The following is an 18188-nucleotide window of genomic DNA, read 5'->3' on the forward strand; positions in this document are numbered from 1 at the left end:
ATGATGTCAGATTCTCGCAATAAAACCGGACGGCGTGCCGGCGGCAGGATCGACGAATACCACGTCGTCCGGTGCACGACGCGGTGTATCAATGGCGAGAAAAACGACAGGATGGCTCAGAATGCGGGGCACGGCATGCACAGCCCGACGGGGGAACACCAGAAGATGGCCGGGTGCAAACGGGGCTTCGTCAGCCGGATCATCTATCCAGAATGTGCCTGTCCCGGAGAGGACATGGAGTACTTCATCGCACTGGGTATGATAATGCGGCGGTACTTCCCGATAAATCCGAAAGACCCGGATACTGGCTTCCAGTTTGTCAGTCAGATAGGTGTCCAGCAGCATCGTGTCTGCCGTTTCGGGGAATGCTGCCGCAATTTTATTGAGATCGAAGCGACCTCCCGTTCGGTTCAGGGTCATCAGATGTTCTTCGTCATTCATGAACTTTGCCCTTCTCAAGCGCTTTGACTGTTTTCGTCATGATTGCCTCCATTCAGGCAGGGAAACCTTTGAGAACGATTTTGCCTTTGGCCTGACCGCTCTCGATCAGAGCGTGAGCCTCCCTCAGATTGGCGGCGGTGATATGTCCGAGATTTTTGCCGAGCGTCGTCCGAAGACGTCCTTCCTCTACGAGATGCGATACGTCGTTCAGGAGTTTCCCTTGTGCGCTGATGTCTGCCGTCCCGAACAGTGAGCGGGTGAACATCAGTTCCCAGTGTAGGGACAGGCTTTTGCGCTTGAGGGGTACAGCATTGAGTTCAGCAGGATCATCAATCAGGCCGAAATGTCCCTGAGGGGCAAGAAGTTCGACGATCTCTGCAAGGTGTCGATCTGTCTGCGTCGTGGAAAAAACAAAACCGGGGGCGGTACTAGGAAGGGCGGCAACCTGTGCGGCCAGGGGCTTGCTGTGATCGATTATGTAATCTGCCCCGAGAGATGTGACCCAGTCCTGCGTTTCGGCGCGCGACGCCGTGGCAATGACCGTGATATCGGTCAGAACCTTGGCCAGCTGGATCGCCATAGAACTGACTCCACCTGCACCCCCGATGATCAATATGGATGGGGTCGTTCCCGGGACAGACCGACGAATGTCCAGACGATCGAAAAGCATCTCCCAGGCGGTGATTGCGGTCAGCGGTAAGGCCGCGGCTTCGGCCCAGTTCAGAGAGCGGGGTTTGCGACCGACAATCCGTTCATCGACCAGATGAAACTCGGCGTTGGTCCCCGGGCGATTGATCGCGCCGGCATAAAAGACCTCATCGCCGACAGAGAAATCCGTGACGTCCGATCCGGTTCCAACAACAACCCCCGCCGCATCCCAGCCCAGAACGCGCCACTGACCCGCCTCCGGTGTCGCATTTCGACGGACTTTGGTATCAACTGGATTGACCGACACAGCCCTGATCTCCACCAGCAGATCCCGACCCGAAGGGGCAGGTTTCGGTAGATCAATGTCCTGAAGGGATGCCGGATTTTCGATGGGAAGCGGCGTCTGATAACCGATGGCCCGCATGATGTCTGCTCCTCTGTTGAATGAGGAGAAGAGTGAGCATTATGCTGTTTGCAGACAAGAACGCACTTTTAACGCCCATAGTGTCGGAAATGATACCGTTATGACCCGTATCCGCCATCAGTCGCTTGATTGCAGCCCCGGCTGCGCTGTTGAAGCAACGCTTCAGCTCATCGACGGAAAATGGAAAGGCGTGATCCTCTATCACCTGCTTCAGGGGACCTTACGCTTCAACGCCATCCGCAAGCGCCTGCCCAACATCACCCAGAGAATGCTGACGACCCAGCTTCGCGAACTGGAGCGTGACGGGTTCGTATTACGGACGGTCTACCCGGAAGTTCCGCCAAAGGTGGAGTACAGCCTCACTCCACGCGGACGGACCCTCGAGCCTGTCATCATGGCTCTCAAGGCCTGGGGCGATGAGCACACAGAGTTCAGGCATGTTCCTGAGATCTAGAGGGTTTGAAAAACTCTTTGGTTTTGAGGGTTCCTCTGTGATTCCATTTCCCCTGAGTTGATTTGGGCATGGATCATGAAGCAGCCGGGTTTCTTTGATGTTGACGAGCGGCTTGCCCAGTTAAGTGGGCTCATACCAACCGTTGATTGCTAGAACCTATAAGCCCAATCGCGCAGTCCGATTGACATGATGTGCCAAGATTGTTCGACGAACTGGTTCCAGGCATGGCAGGCGATATCAACGATATCGTCATAGATTTTTAAGATTCTGTTTGAGAACCATGTATTTCTGAGGAACTGCCAGAGATTTTCCATGGGGTTCAGTTCAGGAGCCCGGGGATACAGCGGGAGAATGGTGATATTGCAAGGAACATCCAGCTTTTGACTGATATGCCATGCCGCCTGATCCACAATGAGGAGGGCGTGCGAGCCTGATTCGACCGTTCGGGAAATCTCCGTGAGATGCAGCTGCATGCCGTGCAGGTTGCAGACAGGGAGCACGAGGCCTGCGGCCGTTCCCTTTTCAGAACAGATGGCGCGCGCCGAAGATCCACGCGGATCTGGTGCGCAGGTCGGCAACGGCGCGGGGCCGGATGCCCTGTTTTGCCCACCGTCGGGTCAGCTTCATTTTCTGGCCGATCCGTCCCGGCCAGACGTGCCGCGTCTCCGCGTGAAGCAGCATCGTAGATTGCTGCCAGTGCCAGAAGCCGACGTGCCTGACCCGAATGCCTCGTTGTCCGCGCCAGCCCACGCAAACCCACCGCATCGTAATCTTCACGCAATGCCAACGCTCTGCCCATTTGGATGCCTCCCCGGTTCGCCATCAGGTGAATCACAGGCCGATCCAAAACGATACCGTCAAGAAATCAAATATGAGTCAGGGCATCACAGAGTTGGTATGAGTGGGCTTAGTGATCAGCTCGAAGCTTTTTCCCAGATTATGGATTTTGAAGTCTTCCGCCCTGATCTGGAGCAGGTTTTGGTCTATTCAGATGAGAGTAAAGGCGGACGACCGCCATTTGATCCGGTGCTGATATTCAAAATTCTGGTGATCCAGACGCTAAACAATTTGTCCGACGAACGGACAAAGTATCTGATTAACGATCGCCTCTCCTTTATACCTTCCTTGGTCTGGGGCTGTCGGAGCGGGTTCCGGATTCCAAAACAATCTGGCTGTTCCGCGAATGTCTGACACAGGCAGGGGCCATTGAAAGACAGTTTGATTGTTTTGATACCACCCTATGCAACGCTAGTCGCTGTTCCAAAGCAGCACAATGCGAACGCTGAGAAATCGGATCTCCGGACAGGACGTATCTCCGAAGACTGGCAGGACAAGCCGGCAAGGCTGTCGCACATGGACCGTCATACGCGCTGGACACTGAAGTTCACGAAAACAAAACGGCAGGATGACGGGACGATCCCCACAACGGATCTCGCTATCCCGTTCTTTGGCTACAAATCCTACGTCTCCATCGACCGGAAGTTTCGGTTCATCCGGAAATGTAAGACGACGGATATCGCCGCCAGTGATGGTGCGCGACTGAGAGAGGGATTTCTGGATCAAACCAATACGGCCTTAACAGTCTGGGCAGACAGGGCTGTTCGTCCGGACTGTCGGTGTCACCCGGGCCGCCATGACGATCGAACTGGCCAATATCATCTACAACACATGCGCCGCTTCCTCTGCCTGGAACGGATCAGCACCACAGCGTAGCTATCAAGCGGGTGACGGCCCCCAATCTGCTCAAAACGCAGATCAAAAGCGACCCAAAGAACTGTCAACCAGAACGTCAAATGCCAGAAATTACAGGCCAAGCGTATCAACCAAAGGTTCTTCAATCCCTCCATCTGAAAGCTGCAGACCAAGGAAGCGTATGAACGACAGGCGGTCGTTGATCAGATACTCCGTCCGTTCATCGGACAGGCTGTTAAGTGTGTAGATCACCAGAATCTTGAACATCAACACGGGATCAAACGGAAGACGCCCGCCTTTGCTCCCATCTGAATAGGCCAGTGCCTTGTCCAACTCCGGGCGGAACACTTCAAAATCCACAGTTCAAGGACAAGCCCGCTCAATCACGCAAGCCGTTCCTCAAAATCAAAAAAAACAGACTGCTTCATAATCCATACCCACGATCAATGCAGCAGAAATGGAATCACACAGAACAAGTCAAAAGGGGGGGGGGGCGAACCCTCCGCCTATAGCTAATTGTTACCGTCGCCAAAAGATTCCATTCTGGCGGCTGACGTCAATACGCCCGTAGCAAAAGCCAGAGCCGCAGCGTTCATCAAAGCCTGAGCATGACTGACAGCGTACGCACTGGTCGCCTGCGAAAGTTGTGCCTGAGCCTGGTTTGCATCCGTAAGATTGCCCACTCCGGCCGCGTAAGACGCGGAGGCTGCTTTGAATGCGCTTAGTGCGGCGTCTCGGGCCACGGCGGCTGAATGCACTGAAGAAAGGGAAGTAGCCAGCGCGTCACGTGCGTTTGCAACCTGTTGTTCTGCGGCCAGAACATCCTTGTCGAGGGTGGCTCTTTGCGCCTGCTCGCGTGATTGCGCCTGCCTCAGCTGGTTTTGCAACAAACCACCCTGAAAGAGCGGCCACGACAACTGGACTGCGACGGTGCCGTTAGGCTGGGCCACCCGCGAAGCTGGTGCGGTTTGGGTATATCCGTACACCTTTTGCTCACCGATATAGGCCTGCACGTTTGCGTTGAATTCCAGTTTTGGCAGCATTGCCCTTTGTGCGGCGCGTGTGGCGGCTGTGGCGGCATCCATCTTATAGAGATCGGATAGGATATCTGGTCGGCGCTCGAGAGAGGCGCGCATCAGGCGTGTTACGTCTCCCGGGATTTGCTGTGGAAGGTGTGTGTCTCTAGAGGACGCGACTGATAGGTTGACGTCTGGCGACAACCCCATTGCCTGCAGAAGAGCATATCGCGCGCTATGCTCGGCACTGCGTTTCTGATCCTGCTGAAAAACTGCGGTGGCGGCGTTACTACGGGCTAGAGTAACGTCGACGACGGTGGCTTCCCCATGAGCATATCGAGATTCCGCTGAAACCTGCAGCAAGCGGGTATTTCGAACTGACTCTTCCGCAGCTTCATAATCGGCGATAGAGGCTTCGTGGTTATAGTAGGCGTTGATGACATCCATGAATAATTTTTGGTGAGTCTGTGTGAAATCAAAGTTCGATGCGATTGAAAGAGCTTTTGCGCTGTCTATGGTTGCGCGGGTATGGCCGAAATCAAACAGTAGATAAGACAGTTGTATTTCAGGGAAGGCCGCCATCGCATTGGCCGCCATATATCCTCTAGGGGTCAGGAAGTTCGGCATGGAGGTCACTGTACGGCGTCCTCCCGCTAGCAAGGTCGCAGTGATTTGCGGTGCCAGGGCTGACTCGGATATGCCCACGGCAAGCGCATTTTGCCGTGCCTGCTCCCATGACAGATGCGTTTGCGGATTATGCCTCTCTGCGATGTCAATCAGTTCGGAAAGCGTAAGTTTTTTTCCAGATATTACAACACTGTCTGCAGAAGCGGCGTCCTGCCGGGCTGCCGGCATACCAGCTTCGGTTGAGGCCTGATCCAGCCTGCTCAAACTTTGGGAGATTTTACTGTGCGTTCGCTCCGAGGTCGGCGCGGCGAAGTCATTACTCCCCGGCGGCATTTTCAAACCTGTCTGTTTTGCCGGACGCCATGGGCGGTCTGCAGCCGAGGGAGCGAGATCCGACGTATCGTGGCATCCGCTTACTGTCGCAAGAACGAAGCATAGTGAAGAGATAAAGGGGAGACTTGTTCGTCTTTTTCTAGCTACGGCAGATTTCCAATTCGTAGAATCAACCATGTGAAACACCCGTATTATTACGTTGTGCGGCATCCAAAGTGCCCAGAATATTTTTGATTCCGTCGTCTACTGATGAAAACCAGATCGTTCTCTCAGGGTCGTCGGGAATGATCGGAGGAACGGGGACGGATGATTTGAGTTCGTCATATCCCTCCCCTGTCACAATCCATTGGGCGAACCTATCGAGCCACCCTCTCAACGCAACAAGTGTCGTGTCGACTATTGCACTCGACAGATGGGACATATCGACGATCACTGATATTTTCACTGCCAGAATCTGGATATCGGTAAGAAGGCGATGATTGAAATCTCTGGCGAAAAGTCGCTTGCTGACCGCTGCTCCCTCCAATGCGTCTGCACTGAAGGATGATCTGACGGCCGCAATGGACTGACCAAATGCTTCGCGATCCTTTTCCTGCGCAGGATCGAACGGCGCTTCGGGGTTTTCTTTTTTGAAAACCGTCATGTCCGCGAGAGTTTTTACAGCGTCGGCCAGGTTCTTGCGCGCGATGGTGGCGACGCTGACGGGCCAGAGCGTTGTCGAGACCAAGGCAACCACCACATTGCCCAACAGGACGCCGATAACCCGGTCTCTGGCCGTTTGCATATCCAGTGTGGGGCCATAGCCCTGAAGAATACTGAGGCAGAAGGCGAAAGCTGTTTGCACTCCAGCGTAAGCAATTCGATCACTGCCTGATTTTATCCAGGCAGAGACAAATAATACGGGCGTCATCATGAGAATAAGTCCCATGATGCCTGTAACGATTGGCATGAATACGAGAATACAAAAAATGCCCGCAAGGCCCCCAGCAAGTGCGCCAAGCAAACGCAGAAACATCTTGTGTGTTGTATCGCCGATTGTTCCCATCGGAACGACAAAACAAGTCAGAACGCAAGTTCCGATCGCAGGCCAGTCTGTAAAACGTTCGATAAGGTAACAGATGATAACCGACACACATAATCTTCCCGCAGCGTGACGACCTGCTTGCTTCACGGCGCCCCCAGGCTTGAAAAGCGGTGCGGGCTTGTCGTCGATCTTCGGCAGCAAAGATTCATCGACTTCGCCAGGTCTGGAACTCAGAGCGAGAATAATTCCAACGCTCCGTGCGATCTCCCGAGCCAGTGGGTGCAGTACAGGGCTAGGAGCGAAGGCTTTCGCAAGGCGTTTCAGATTGGCGGCGACGTCGTGACCGAAACCAGATGACACAACCTCATCGTCAGCTTTTACGATCAGTCTTGCTGAGTGTCGAAGAATCCCAGATGACGTCTGCAGAATATCTGGTATTGTGGGTGACGCCTCGGATTGCGGGATTCGTCTTTCGTTGACGGCGGTAGCCCATAATGTCGCCATTAGCGAGATACGAGAGATGTAGCGAATTAACGCACGACTGGCCGCAGGATTTTCTGCCTCCGATTTGAACGATGCCGCCAGATCATGCAACTTTCTCATGCCGGAAACGCCCATGACTGAAGCGGCGAAAAGTCTTTCCATCGAATGGCTATGTTGTTCGCATCCTTCGTCCATTGCATCGGCAACAAGTAACAATCTGTCAGATTCCGCTTTTTTCAGTACCTTGCCGGGATTACGCCCCCACAGGTGGTTTGTAATAATGATCAGTGTCAGCGCTACGGCGTAAAGGAGCGCAAACCAGAGGCACTCGTGAAGAAATGACTCTTCCGGAGACAAATACGCACTGTCGCGTATGACACTATCAGTGGTGTTTCCAACCCAAGCGTCTATCGCATTGCCCGCACTCTCGACCTGATCCACCATTGTCAGCAGATAGACGGTCCAGAAGAAAAATACGTTGGCGAGCATACCTGCCGTCATCACGGAGCTCAGGTATCCTGCACAAAGCGTCAGGAGAACCATCAGAGGCAGGCGGATCGCCGGTTCAGCCATCGTGAACATCATACACAGGATGCTCGCACCGGTACCGATCACGATCATGCCGCCGCCAGTCAACGCCATACGCGAACTGGTCGCCGCGTCATTTCCTGAAAGCAGGAATCCGATCCACACAAAGAGCGCGACTTCGGGCAGCCGAAACGTCTCTCCAATCAGAAGAAACAAGATGGCGAGGCATGTCAGCCGGATCGTATTTCCCAGTCGTCCGGGAGACGGCGCCATTTCTGCCGCCATTCCCCGAATTGTGAAAACCGGATTCCCCTCATCAATAGAGAGAATATGGACAATGCCAGACTTATTTTCTTTCGCAGTCCGACGTCTGAGCGAGAAGAGATGAAGATTCATCTCTGGATTGTCGCAACAACTGTTGCTCCGATACGCATAAGCTCAGGCGGAGGTTGATCCAGACTGATCCGTATGGGGTAACGTTGGGCAATTCTGACCCAGTTCAGGTTGCGTGCAACTTGCGGTAGCCCGTTCGTCAGACTGCCTACATCTGGCTGAACACCACCGCCGAGGCTTTCCACATGACCGCGCAGCACAACGTTGGGGCGCGCCAGCACGTGGATGATCGCATTTTGGCCAGGATGAAAGTCAGGCACTTGGGTTTCACGGAAATTGGCGATCACCCACCAGTGCTCGGTGTCAATAATCGTAAACAGAGCCTTGCCTTCTGTCGCATACTCACCAGCGGCGATATTGAGCCCTGTTATCTGACCGTCACACGGAGCTTTAACTTCGGTTAAACGCAAGTCCCTCTGCGCAGCCGCCAACTGTGCGGCTGCTCCAACGATCTGTGCTCGAAGGGGCTTGTCGTCGCGAACGCTCTTCATTGCAGCATTCTGCGAGTGAATCGCCTGTTCAAGCGCTGCCGACGAGGTTTTAACATTACTTCTGGCCTGATCGAGTTGCTGAGCCGTCACGAAGCCCTGTCTGGCCAGAGGAGCCAAGCGAGCTTCGGTAGACTGGGCCAGCGCAAGCTGGGCTTGCATCTGTTCGACGCTGCTTCCCTGAGCCTCGGCAGTCGCCACTTGCGAACCAATTTGCAGATGCTGCAGCGGCAACTCAGCCTTCAGATTATCCAAATTGGCCTGAGCTTGGTCTAGCGCGTAACGGAAAGGCTCTGGATCGATGACAAATAGCGTGTCACCGCGATGGACAAATTGATTATCCCGTACGTTGATTGTGATAATTCTACCACTGACTTCCGGGGCCATATTGACAATATTAGCTTGTATAAACGCATCATCCGTGCGGGGACTGCGTTCGACAAGACAGGTAGCCACAACGGCAAACAGCACGCACAGCAATAGACTGGTGACGAGAAATGCATATCCCGTCATTTTTTTCGAGGATACCATCCTTCAAATACCTATCCAGATGATCCACAGGGCCAATGTAACGGCTGTACCAAATGCAAGCCACGAAAGCATTGGAAGAGGGATGGCGTCGTCGAAATCGAATGCGCTGAATATAATGCGGGTGAGTGCCGCCACGCTGGCACCAACAAACGCACATACGAGCCAAGACGGAAAAAAAGATCCAAACAGTTCTTGTGTCGGCGAGGTATTACACCCTGCGACGAACAGACAGATCAATATGGCCATCTTGTTTATATTATTGGTTTTTATAAGATACATTCTATTTCTTCCATTACTCGCAAGGAACGTGTATGCGGCGCAATGGTTTCAGAAGAAGCTGTGCTTAATATTGCGATGGACGTGAGCCATTATCCGGGGGGCGAAGCTCAGGCCCCATAGCCAGAAGATAACGGTTGCAGCGAGGCAGATTACCGAGGAGAAGGCATTCGGGCCGCGTTGCGACATACCGCCAGTCCTTGAGCCTTCTGAACATAATCTCGATGCGGTTACGGCGTTTGTATTTCCGCCTATTGTATTTGACCGGTTTCCCGCGAGGTTTTCGTCCCGGAATGCAGGGCCTGATTCCTTATACCTCTGAGGCATCCACGAACCAGTCAATCATTACCCCGGTCCGCCAGCATCCATTGTACCATGGGCAGAGCCGAGGCTCCGGTATAATCACTGACCTGTCCTGCTGTCATGAAAAAGCTGGAGGGTTCGCACCCCTTAGCGCTGATTTGTTCTGTGTGCTTCTATTCGTCCGCTTCTGGTTGGGGCTGTCGGACCGGGTTCCGGATGGCGAAACAATCTAGCTGTTTCGCGAGCGCCTGACGCAGGCGGGAGCCATTGAAAGACTGTTTGAGCGGTTTGACGCGACCCTGCGGAACACCGAGTATCTGCCGATGTCGAGCCAGATCCTGGATGCAACGCTGGTTGCTGCTCCAAAGCAGCGCAACACGAACGCTGAGAAATCGGATCTCCAGGCAGGACGTATCCCCGAAGACTGGCAGGACAAGCCGGCAAAGCTGCCGCACAAGGATCGTCATGCACGATGGACACTGAAAAGTTCACGAAGGCGAAGCAGCAGGATGACGGGATGATCCCCACAACGGATCTGGCCATTCCGTTCTTTGGCTACAAATCCCACATTTCCATCGACCGGAAATACCGGTTCATCCGAAAATGGAAGGCGACGCATGCCGCTGCCAGTGATGGTGCGCGATTGAGAGAGAAGACTTCATGGAAAAACAGGGCTTTGTCTCCAAGGTTCACAGGAAGAAGCCACATCTCAAACCTATGCCCCGGCATATCCAGCAATATAATGCAGGGAAGTCAGTGATCCGGTCGCGTGTCGAGCATGTCTTTGCCGATCAGAAATCGCAGACAGGGCTGTTCCTCCGAACGGTAGGCATAACGCAGGCCACCATGAGGATCGGGCTGGCCAATATCGTGTACGACATGCGTCGCTTCGTCTTCCTGACACGGATCAGCGCGAGCACGTAGCCATCCAGCGGGGGCAGCCCTCGATCTGCTCAAAACGCAGATCAAAAGCGCCACAAAAAACCGTTAATAAAATCGCCAAATACCCAAAATCAGAATCAAGACGCATCAATTAACGGTTCTTCGAACCCTCCAGCTTGCTCATAATTTTTCAGCCTCATCTTCCGTACCGCATTACGGGATGGATTTGAATGCATCTATCTGTTTCTTCAGAATGGCATAGTTTTCTGCAAAGCCCTGAAAAAAAGACTAGGCTCAGGACTCATAGCCAGAAGATGACGGTTGCGGCGAGGCAGACGGCTGAGAAGAAGACGTTCGGGCATCTGTCGTAGCGGGTTGCGACCCGCCGCCAGTCCTTGAGCCTTCCGAACATGATCTCGATGCGATTGCGTCTTTTGTATTTCCGCTTGTCGTATTTGAGGGGTTTTCCGCGAGATTTCCGTCCTGGAATGCAGGGCTTTATCCCTTTCTCTTCCAGGGCGTCTCTGAACCAGTCGGCGTCATACCCGCGATCTCCCAGCATCCATTGTGCTGCAGGAAGACTATCCAGCAGGGCAGCGGCACCGGTATAATCGCTAATCTGCCCCGCCGTCATGAAAAAGCTTAGCGGCCGTCCGTTCTGATCGGTGACCGCATGGAGCTTGGTATTCATACCGCCTTTGGTGCGACCGATCAGGCGGCCTGGATCCCCTTTTTTAACCGCAGGCTCGAAGCCGTGCGATGCGCCTTGAGATACGTCGCATCAATCATAATCGTCTGAGGCTCGACTTTCGCAGCAGACAGGCCATCCATCATCCGCATGAAAATGCCCATGTCGCTCCAACGCTTCCAACGGTTGTACAGCATCTTGTGGGGGCCGTATTCCCGGGGCGCATCACGCCAGCGCATCCCATTGCGGTTCACAAAAATGATCCCGCTCAGCACTCGGCGGTCATCAACACGGGGTCTACCATGGCTCTTTGGGAAAAAGGGCCGCAGACGATCCATCTGTTCATCTGTCAGCCAAAACAGGTCGCTCATTGCCAGTCTCCTCGCAGAGCCTGAATCAGATTTCCACAATCAAATCAATGGGGCCTGATCCTAGGGCGCTGATCTTCTTTTTTGTGATGTCCCGGATCGGCGTACCCTCTTCGCCAAATACCTCATAAAAAAGAAGATCAGCGCACCGCGCTTGGAGCACAGTATTTTTCTACGTACTGTCAGCCTAAAATGTAAAAAGCCCGCCCTTGCATTTGCAGGGACGGGCTTTTCAGTATGCGTTTAAATGAGATCAACGTGCCCCTGGGCGGGGACCGCCACGACCAGGGGGACCACCACGGCCACCACCTGGACGACCACCCGAGGGCGGTCCCGAACGACGACGCCCACCACCGCCGCCACCACCACGACCACCGCCCAAAACTGGCGGACGCTGCGTGGACAGTCGGGCCTCTTCGGAATGGAAGGGGTGGTCCGTCACAACCGGAATGGGCTTACCGATCTTCTTCTCAATATCCTTGAGCCATGCGCGCTGTTCAGCGTCACACAGGGAGACTGCGCAACCTTCACGTCCTGCCCGGGCCGTCCGGCCGATACGATGGACATAAGATTCCGGCACATTCGGCAGATCGTAGTTGAAGACGTGACTGACCTCGTCCACGTCGATACCACGGGCCGCGATGTCGGTTGCGACCAGCGCCTTGATGGCGCCACTGCGAAAACCAGCCATAGCACGCTCACGAGCACCCTGAGACTTGTTACCGTGGATGGCTTCCGCCCGGATCCCGTTTTTGTTCAGGAACTCGGCAACCTTGTTGGCTTCATGCTTCATCAGCGTGAAAACCACAGCACGAGCAACGCTCGGGCTTTCCAACAGCATAAGAGCCGCATCTTTCTTACTGTCCGAATCAACGAACATGACAGCCTGATTGATGCGATCAACCGTGCTTGATTCAGGCGTGACCTGAACCGTTGCCGGGTTCTTCAGAAGCGAATGGGCCAGATCGCTGATAGACGGCGGCATGGTCGCCGAGAACAGGAGGGTCTGGCGCTGCTGGGGAAGCAGGGCCATGATGCGTTGAATATCGCGCACGAAGCCCATGTCCAGCATCCGGTCAGCCTCGTCAAGAACGAGGATTTCCAGAGTGGAGAGATCGATATGCTTCTGCCCGATCAGATCAAGAAGACGACCAGGTGCAGCCACGAGGACGTCCACCCCGCGACGGGTGGCCTCGATCTGACGTCCCTGCCCGACCCCACCGAACACGACGGCGTAAGAGAACTTCATGTGCCGCGCATAAGCGGCAAAGCTCTCACCAATCTGCGACGCCAGTTCACGCGTGGGCGCAAGAACCAGAGCACGGACGCCCTTCGGCGGCGCGGGACGACGGTTGGTGAAGATATGGTTCAGAATAGGGAGCGCGAATGCTGCCGTCTTGCCCGTGCCGGTCTGCGCCAGGCCGAGAAGATCGCGACCTTCGAGCAGATAAGGGATGGCACCTGCCTGAATTGGGGTCGGCGTGGTGTAGCCTTCTTCCGCGAGAGCCTTCTGAATTGGCTCGGCAAGCTTAAGTTCAGCAAAACTGGTCATGGACCCCTCCTTTGAGACGGCAAGGTCATGCTCAGGCAACCGCACCGTTATATCCCCTGCCTGGCCAACTGGCCGCAGGTATTTATGGCAAGCGACCCCATTTCCACCCTGCCTCACCTGTAGAACCGGGCCTGAAACAGGCCCGGACAGCGCAGAACCGACGGGTTATGAAGTCATCATCGCACTTCAGAAGACTACCCCTGAAGTTGCCCGTGGGATGTAGGACAACACTTGTCCCATTGCAAGGAGACAAGAATTCTTATCTGAAAAAAGCCATTGGTATTTCTGGAGATTTTGCAATCAAGAGAAGCAGTTGTACTGAACCACTGCATCAAGAGGCAAAAACCCACCACGAGGCTGTGGTGATGATGCCTCACGTCCAAGCGCGACGAACATCACAATTTCATGATCTGCGGGAAGATTGATGATCTCGCCCACCCGAGCAAAGTCGAAACCATCCATGGGGCAGGTCTGAAGGCCATGCGCAGATGCCGCCATCATGAACGCATAGGCCGCAAGCCCACAGGAACGCATCCCCTCATCCCGCTGCACCTGTTCACGTCCTTCGTAATAGGAGCGGATCATGCCGACATAGCCCTCGCGCACGGCCTCGGGCGCGTCTTTCCAGTAGCGGGCAGGATCTTTCTCCCAAGCCTTGATGTCAGCACACATGACAATCAGCGCAGCACAGTCCTCAACCTGTGACTGATCCCAAGCTGCGGCGCGGATACGACGGCGCTGCTCCTGATCCCGCACAACCAGAAAGCGATAATTCTGGATATTGAAGGCAGTGGGAGCATGACGGGCGGCTTCAAGGATGGCCGTCAGTTCGGCCTCGGGGATCTGATATTCCGGATCAAAATGCTTGGTCGCGCGCCGGGATACGATGGCTTGAAGAATTTCGCTCATGAATCGGCAACTCCACTCTGACGGTTATTAACCCAGCACCTGCGGAAAGCAGACTCCGGCTTCAAGGCTTGACTATACCGCAGAGCGAAGGCTGCAAAATATCAAAACGCCCCCTTCAAAACAGCGCAGTCAGTGCCCCGCACGCTTGAGCAGAAACATGGCCTGTTCACCGAACAGATTGGCCAGCCGTATGGAACGACGCCACGGGGCCCGGGCACCATCTTCATCAATCGCCAGCCATTGTTGAATGACATAACCCTCTTCCTCGCAGAGAAGGAGAAAGTCCCGGATCGTACAAGGATGAATATTTGGCGTAGAATACCAGGGTGTATTCCACACTGGCGTCATCGGCATCTGCCCGGTCGTCAGGAGCTGAAGCCTCAGCCGCCAGTGACCAAAATTCGGAAAAGATACAATGGCATGACGCCCGATCCTGAGCATCTGCCTCAGGACCTCACGCGGGCGCTCTACGGCCTGAAGCGTTCTTTGCAGCACAACGTAATCGAACGTATCATCAGGATAGTCCGCCAGATCATGATCCGCGTCTCCATGCATGACAGGCAGCCCGTGCGCGACGGACTGCGTCACGTTCTGCATGTCGATCTCGATCCCCCGCGCATCGCAGGACCGCGTGCGGTACAGATAATCGATCAGGGTGCCATCCCCGCTTCCGACATCGAGGACACGGGCGCGGGGCGCAATCATTTCAGCAATGAGCCGCTGGTCCACGCGCATCAGCGTTCTCCCGCTTTAAGGGCCGCATGTTCGGCTGCACCCGCGATAAAGCCCCGGATTGTCCGGTCGAAATCCGGCTCCTCCAACAGAAAAGCGTCATGCCCGCGGTCGCTCTCGATTTCCACAAAAGAAACGTTCGCACCTGCCCGGTTGAGTGCCCGTACCAGAAGACGGGACTGCGACGTCGGGAAGAGCCAGTCCGAACTAAACGACACGACACAGAAACGAGTATGTGATTTCCGAAACGGGTTGGCCAGATCACCGTCATGTTCTGCGGCCAAATCAAAATAATCCATCGCCCGGGTGATTGTCAGATACGAATTGGCATCAAAGCGCCGCACGAACGATGAGCCCTGGTGACGCAGATAGCTCTCGACTTCGAACATTTCCCCGAACAGCGACGGACTGCTGGACGCCGGAACCGCTGTTGCCGCGTCATGCCGGACCCGCCGCCCGAATTTGCGGCTGAGAGCTTCCTCGGACAGGTAGGTGATATGTGCCATCATGCGCGCCACCCCCAGTCCGCGGGCAGGAATGGCACCGAAGTCCCTGTAATGGCCGTCATGCCAATCCGGATCGGCAAAGATAGCCTGCCGGCTGACTTCATTGAATGCAATGTTCTGGGCCGAATGGAAGGGAGACGTTGCGATCGGCATGGCAGCGAACACGCGTTCCGGGAAGTCTGCAGCCCAGGTCAGCGCCTGCATTCCACCCATCGAGCCGCCGATAACCGCAAAAAGACGATCTATGCCCAGATGATCGATCAGCTTCGCCTGCGCAGCCACGATGTCATGCATTGTGATTGGCGGAAACTCACTGTCCCACGCTTTTCCCGTCTCAGCACAAATCGACCGCGGCCCCGTCGTACCCATACAGCCGCCAAGGACATTGGAGCACACGACGAAATAACGATCCGTATCAATCGGAAGCCCCGGCCCGACCATCCGGCTCCACCAGCCAGGTTTGCCGGTCAGAGGATTGCGTTCCGCCAGATACTGGTCCCCCGTCAGGGCATGACAGACCAGGATCACATTATCCCGCGCAGCTGAGAGCGTGCCGTAAGTGCAGTAGGCGACCTCCAGCGGTGTCAGATGCACGCCACATTCCAGATCGAGACCGCTGTCCAGCCGTACGGTCTGATGTGTGTAGACCGGCCCATCCGCGATACTCGGTGACGCGCTGATGTCCATCCCAGATACACCCCTGATGCCACGACTGAGGCCTCATGCCTCCCGGGCGCCACGGTATGGCACTGCCGGCCGATACGATCAAATCCCCTTTTGGATTGACGATGAATTAACACCTTGAATAAAGTTAAAAAAACGTAAAAAAGTTATACATGCCGCATCCGTTCTCGCATTCCTCTCTTGAAGATTCACGGATATCGCCGTTTCCGGCTGACGCAGCTCCCCTGCAGATTCTCGGGCATTCCGGCATTTTTGATGCATTTTATTATCTGAAATCCAACCCCGACCTGCACACGCTCGGAACCGCCGTTCTTCGACATTACCATCAGCATGGATGGCGGGAGGGCCGTAAACCCAATCCCTTCTTTGATCCACACTGGTATCTCAACCAGAACCGCGACGTCATCGGCGACCCGTTGCTGCATTATGCCCTGCACGGGGAACGCGAAGGACGACGGCCGATCGCTTGGTTCGATCCACTGTGGTACGCGCGGACCTACCACCTTCCGGAACGGATGCTGGCTCTGGCCCATTACCTAAAGAACCGTCACAACACACCACTGCGCCCGATCCCCGAGTTCGATCCAGACTTTTATCTGCGCGCCTATCCCGATGTCGCCAAAGCTGGTATCGATGCGCTCGAACACTACATGGTTCAGGGGTTTCGCGAGGCCCGCAAACCTTTCGACGGGTTTGACCCCCTTTATTACAGACGGAAATACCTCCGGCATTCTCCGGACAGAAATCCGCTGCTACATTATCTGGAAAATCGCGACCGGCCGGATATCCATCCCTGCAGTCCGGAAACCGAAGTATCGGTTTTTAGTGAAATAAAGCGCCGGAGCAAACCAGGGCCGCTTTTTGAAAAAACATGCCCCTTACCTCGAAGCGCCATCCGCCGCGCCCGTATTCTGGCCTATTACCTGCCACAGTTTCATACCATTCCCGAAAATGACGCCTGGTGGGGCGAAGGTTTCACGGAATGGACGAACCTCTCCCGAGGCATTCCACGCTTTTCAGACCACTACCAGCCTCGTATTCCACGGGACTTGGGTCATTACACCTTGAACACACCCGAAATCCTCGAACGACAGGCTGCGATGGCCCAGGCCGCGGGGATCGAAGGCTTCATTTTTTATTTCTACTGGTTCAGTAACGGAGTTCGTTTGTTTTCAATGGGTTGCATGGCGGTTTCTTCCGGTTTCCAAAAACTGGTTTCCGCTCTGGAAATTGCCTCTGCTGCCATGCGTCTCTGGTCGGCTGAACGGGTGTAGTGCTCAACCATCTTGAGCGTCTTGTGTCCCGTGATCGCGGCGATTTCGTGCGTCGAGCACCCTGCTTCCGCTAGGAGTGTGGCAGCCAACTTTCGTAGGCCGTGCATATTGAAACCTGTCGGAATGATCCTCCGGGCCTGAGCCTCGTTCATGCTGCGGGTGATGTTGTGCGTCGTCAGCGGGCCACCACGCACACCAGTAAGAATGTGATTGCAGGTCTTGGGCCATTGCGCCATTGCTTGCGCGAGAACGGGATGGATTGGAACCCAGAGTTCAGTTCCTGTTTTGATCTGTCTGACAAAGATCGCGCCGTTCTGAATGTCACTCCAACGCATGGCGCACAGATCGCTGCGCCTCTGCCCGGTGAAGAGCGCAAGCATCACCGCGCGGGACAGGTGCGCTGGGAGATTGCGGATCGCGTCTCTTGCCATCTCCTTTGTCCATGCGGGAAGCGGGGTATATGGAAGCATCCCGATCCGAGCTGCAGCGTTCGCGTCGACCCATTCCCGATTGAGCGCCCAGGACAAGAATGCACTGCTGGCCTGTATGAACTGGTTTGCAGCTCCGGTCCCGCGGCCGGCCGCAATGGCGTCACGGAACTGGAGTATGACTCGACGGCGCAACTCCCGGATCGGGACCTGTTCGATGCGCTCCAGCTCCTTCAGATAAAGAATTCGACTGCGCTGCGAGCTTAACTTTGTCGATCGCCACTCGGGGCTTTGATAATACAGACGCAGGACTGCGCCGATTGTGCCGACCGAAGGCGCGCGTGAGGTTGCCTTCGTGGATCTCGGGTATCGGTATTCCTTAATAGTGCCGTCGGATAGAGTCTTTCTGACGATCTTGAATCCGTCGGGATGTGGTGGCGATTTCTTCACAGGCTTTGGCTACCGCATCTTCAGTTGATGGAGAAAATGAGACGCCGCTTTGCT

13 protein-coding genes and 6 pseudogenes are annotated in these 18188 nt (G+C 54.9%); 4 read left to right on the top strand and 15 right to left on the bottom strand.

The genetic code is table 11. The features are described from left to right. Window positions 1–6 precede the first annotated feature (6 nt). Window positions 7–441, bottom strand: coding sequence for a cupin domain-containing protein (locus tag IGS75_RS01200; protein ID WP_202257334.1), 435 nt, complete (start codon window positions 439–441; stop codon window positions 7–9). A 52-nt stretch (window positions 442–493) separates the two neighbouring features. After that, window positions 494–1513: a zinc-binding alcohol dehydrogenase family protein gene (locus IGS75_RS01205; RefSeq protein ID WP_202257335.1), complete on the bottom strand. Its 1020-nt coding sequence runs from the start codon at window positions 1511–1513 to the stop codon at window positions 494–496. Between the two features lie 100 nt (window positions 1514–1613). On the opposite strand from IGS75_RS01205, the gene IGS75_RS01210 reads away from it, so the two are divergent. Beyond that, window positions 1614–1967 (top strand): winged helix-turn-helix transcriptional regulator, encoded by a 354-nt coding sequence (locus IGS75_RS01210; protein ID WP_202257336.1) that lies wholly within the window; start codon window positions 1614–1616, stop codon window positions 1965–1967. Window positions 1968–2116: 149 nt separating this feature from the next. Here IGS75_RS01210 and IGS75_RS01215 read toward each other — a convergent pair. Further along, a pseudogene (locus IGS75_RS01215) lies at window positions 2117–2766 on the bottom strand (transposase). 98 nt (window positions 2767–2864) lie between these two features. Here IGS75_RS01215 and IGS75_RS01220 point away from each other — a divergent pair. Continuing rightward, window positions 2865–3680 (top strand): annotated as a pseudogene (locus IGS75_RS01220) (transposase). Between the two features lie 132 nt (window positions 3681–3812). On the opposite strand, the pseudogene IGS75_RS01225 reads toward IGS75_RS01220, so the two are convergent. The 6 genes and pseudogenes from IGS75_RS01225 to IGS75_RS01250 form a co-directional block, all read right to left on the bottom strand. After that, a pseudogene (locus IGS75_RS01225) lies at window positions 3813–4042 on the bottom strand (transposase); the annotation flags it as partial. A 129-nt stretch (window positions 4043–4171) separates the two neighbouring features. Further along, entirely contained in the window at window positions 4172–5812 is a 1641-nt protein-coding gene (locus IGS75_RS01230) for a TolC family protein (RefSeq protein WP_202257337.1), read from the bottom strand. Next, complete coding sequence (locus IGS75_RS01235) at window positions 5805–8066, bottom strand: FUSC family protein (protein ID WP_202257338.1); 2262 nt, start codon at window positions 8064–8066, stop codon at window positions 5805–5807. The genes IGS75_RS01230 and IGS75_RS01235 overlap by 8 nt, the downstream gene beginning before the upstream one ends. After that, on the bottom strand, window positions 8063–9082 hold the full coding sequence (locus IGS75_RS01240) for an efflux RND transporter periplasmic adaptor subunit (RefSeq protein WP_202257339.1): 1020 nt from the start codon (window positions 9080–9082) through the stop codon (window positions 8063–8065). The genes IGS75_RS01235 and IGS75_RS01240 overlap by 4 nt, the downstream gene beginning before the upstream one ends. Window positions 9083–9085: 3 nt before the next feature. Further along, on the bottom strand, window positions 9086–9361 hold the full coding sequence (locus IGS75_RS15780) for a YtcA family lipoprotein (RefSeq protein ID WP_141352885.1): 276 nt from the start codon (window positions 9359–9361) through the stop codon (window positions 9086–9088). A gap of 117 nt (window positions 9362–9478) precedes the next feature. Then, window positions 9479–9798, bottom strand: a pseudogene (locus IGS75_RS01250) (transposase); the annotation flags it as partial. Window positions 9799–9831: 33 nt separating this feature from the next. On the opposite strand from IGS75_RS01250, the pseudogene IGS75_RS01255 reads away from it, so the two are divergent. Then, window positions 9832–10585, top strand: a pseudogene (locus IGS75_RS01255) (IS5/IS1182 family transposase); the annotation flags it as partial. Between the two features lie 259 nt (window positions 10586–10844). On the opposite strand, the gene IGS75_RS01260 reads toward IGS75_RS01255, so the two are convergent. From IGS75_RS01260 to metX, 5 genes are all read right to left on the bottom strand, one after another. Beyond that, window positions 10845–11602, bottom strand: a protein-coding gene (locus IGS75_RS01260) for an IS5 family transposase (RefSeq protein WP_202257276.1) whose coding sequence is annotated in 2 segments (ribosomal slippage) — window positions 10845–11281 and window positions 11281–11602 — 759 coding nt in all. Because the reading frame shifts where the segments join, the coding sequence is not laid out codon by codon here. Window positions 11603–11852: 250 nt separating this feature from the next. Next, window positions 11853–13151: a DEAD/DEAH box helicase gene (locus IGS75_RS01265; protein ID WP_141354507.1), complete on the bottom strand. Its 1299-nt coding sequence runs from the start codon at window positions 13149–13151 to the stop codon at window positions 11853–11855. A gap of 300 nt (window positions 13152–13451) precedes the next feature. After that, window positions 13452–14060, bottom strand: a complete 609-nt coding sequence (locus IGS75_RS01270) for a nitroreductase family protein (RefSeq protein WP_202257340.1) — start codon at window positions 14058–14060, stop codon at window positions 13452–13454. Window positions 14061–14189: 129 nt separating this feature from the next. Beyond that, window positions 14190–14795, bottom strand: coding sequence for a methionine biosynthesis protein MetW (gene metW / locus IGS75_RS01275; RefSeq protein WP_141354511.1), 606 nt, complete (start codon window positions 14793–14795; stop codon window positions 14190–14192). Further along, window positions 14795–15985 (bottom strand): homoserine O-acetyltransferase MetX, encoded by a 1191-nt coding sequence (gene metX, locus IGS75_RS01280; protein WP_202257341.1) that lies wholly within the window; start codon window positions 15983–15985, stop codon window positions 14795–14797. The genes metW and metX overlap by 1 nt, the downstream gene beginning before the upstream one ends. A gap of 647 nt (window positions 15986–16632) precedes the next feature. Between metX and IGS75_RS15375 the strand changes: the two are divergent. Continuing rightward, window positions 16633–17097 (top strand): annotated as a pseudogene (locus tag IGS75_RS15375) (glycoside hydrolase family 99-like domain-containing protein); the annotation flags it as partial. Window positions 17098–17123: 26 nt separating this feature from the next. Here the strand turns inward: IGS75_RS15375 and IGS75_RS01290 are convergent. Further along, the gene (locus IGS75_RS01290) at window positions 17124–18134 is read right to left on the bottom strand and encodes a tyrosine-type recombinase/integrase (RefSeq protein ID WP_202257342.1); all 1011 of its coding nucleotides are present in this window, start codon (window positions 18132–18134) and stop codon (window positions 17124–17126) included. Between the last annotated feature and the right edge of the window lie 54 nt (window positions 18135–18188).

Origin of the sequence: Gluconobacter sphaericus (assembly GCF_016757795.1) — a bacterium.
In the GTDB taxonomy this organism is placed as follows: domain Bacteria; phylum Pseudomonadota; class Alphaproteobacteria; order Acetobacterales; family Acetobacteraceae; genus Gluconobacter; species Gluconobacter sphaericus.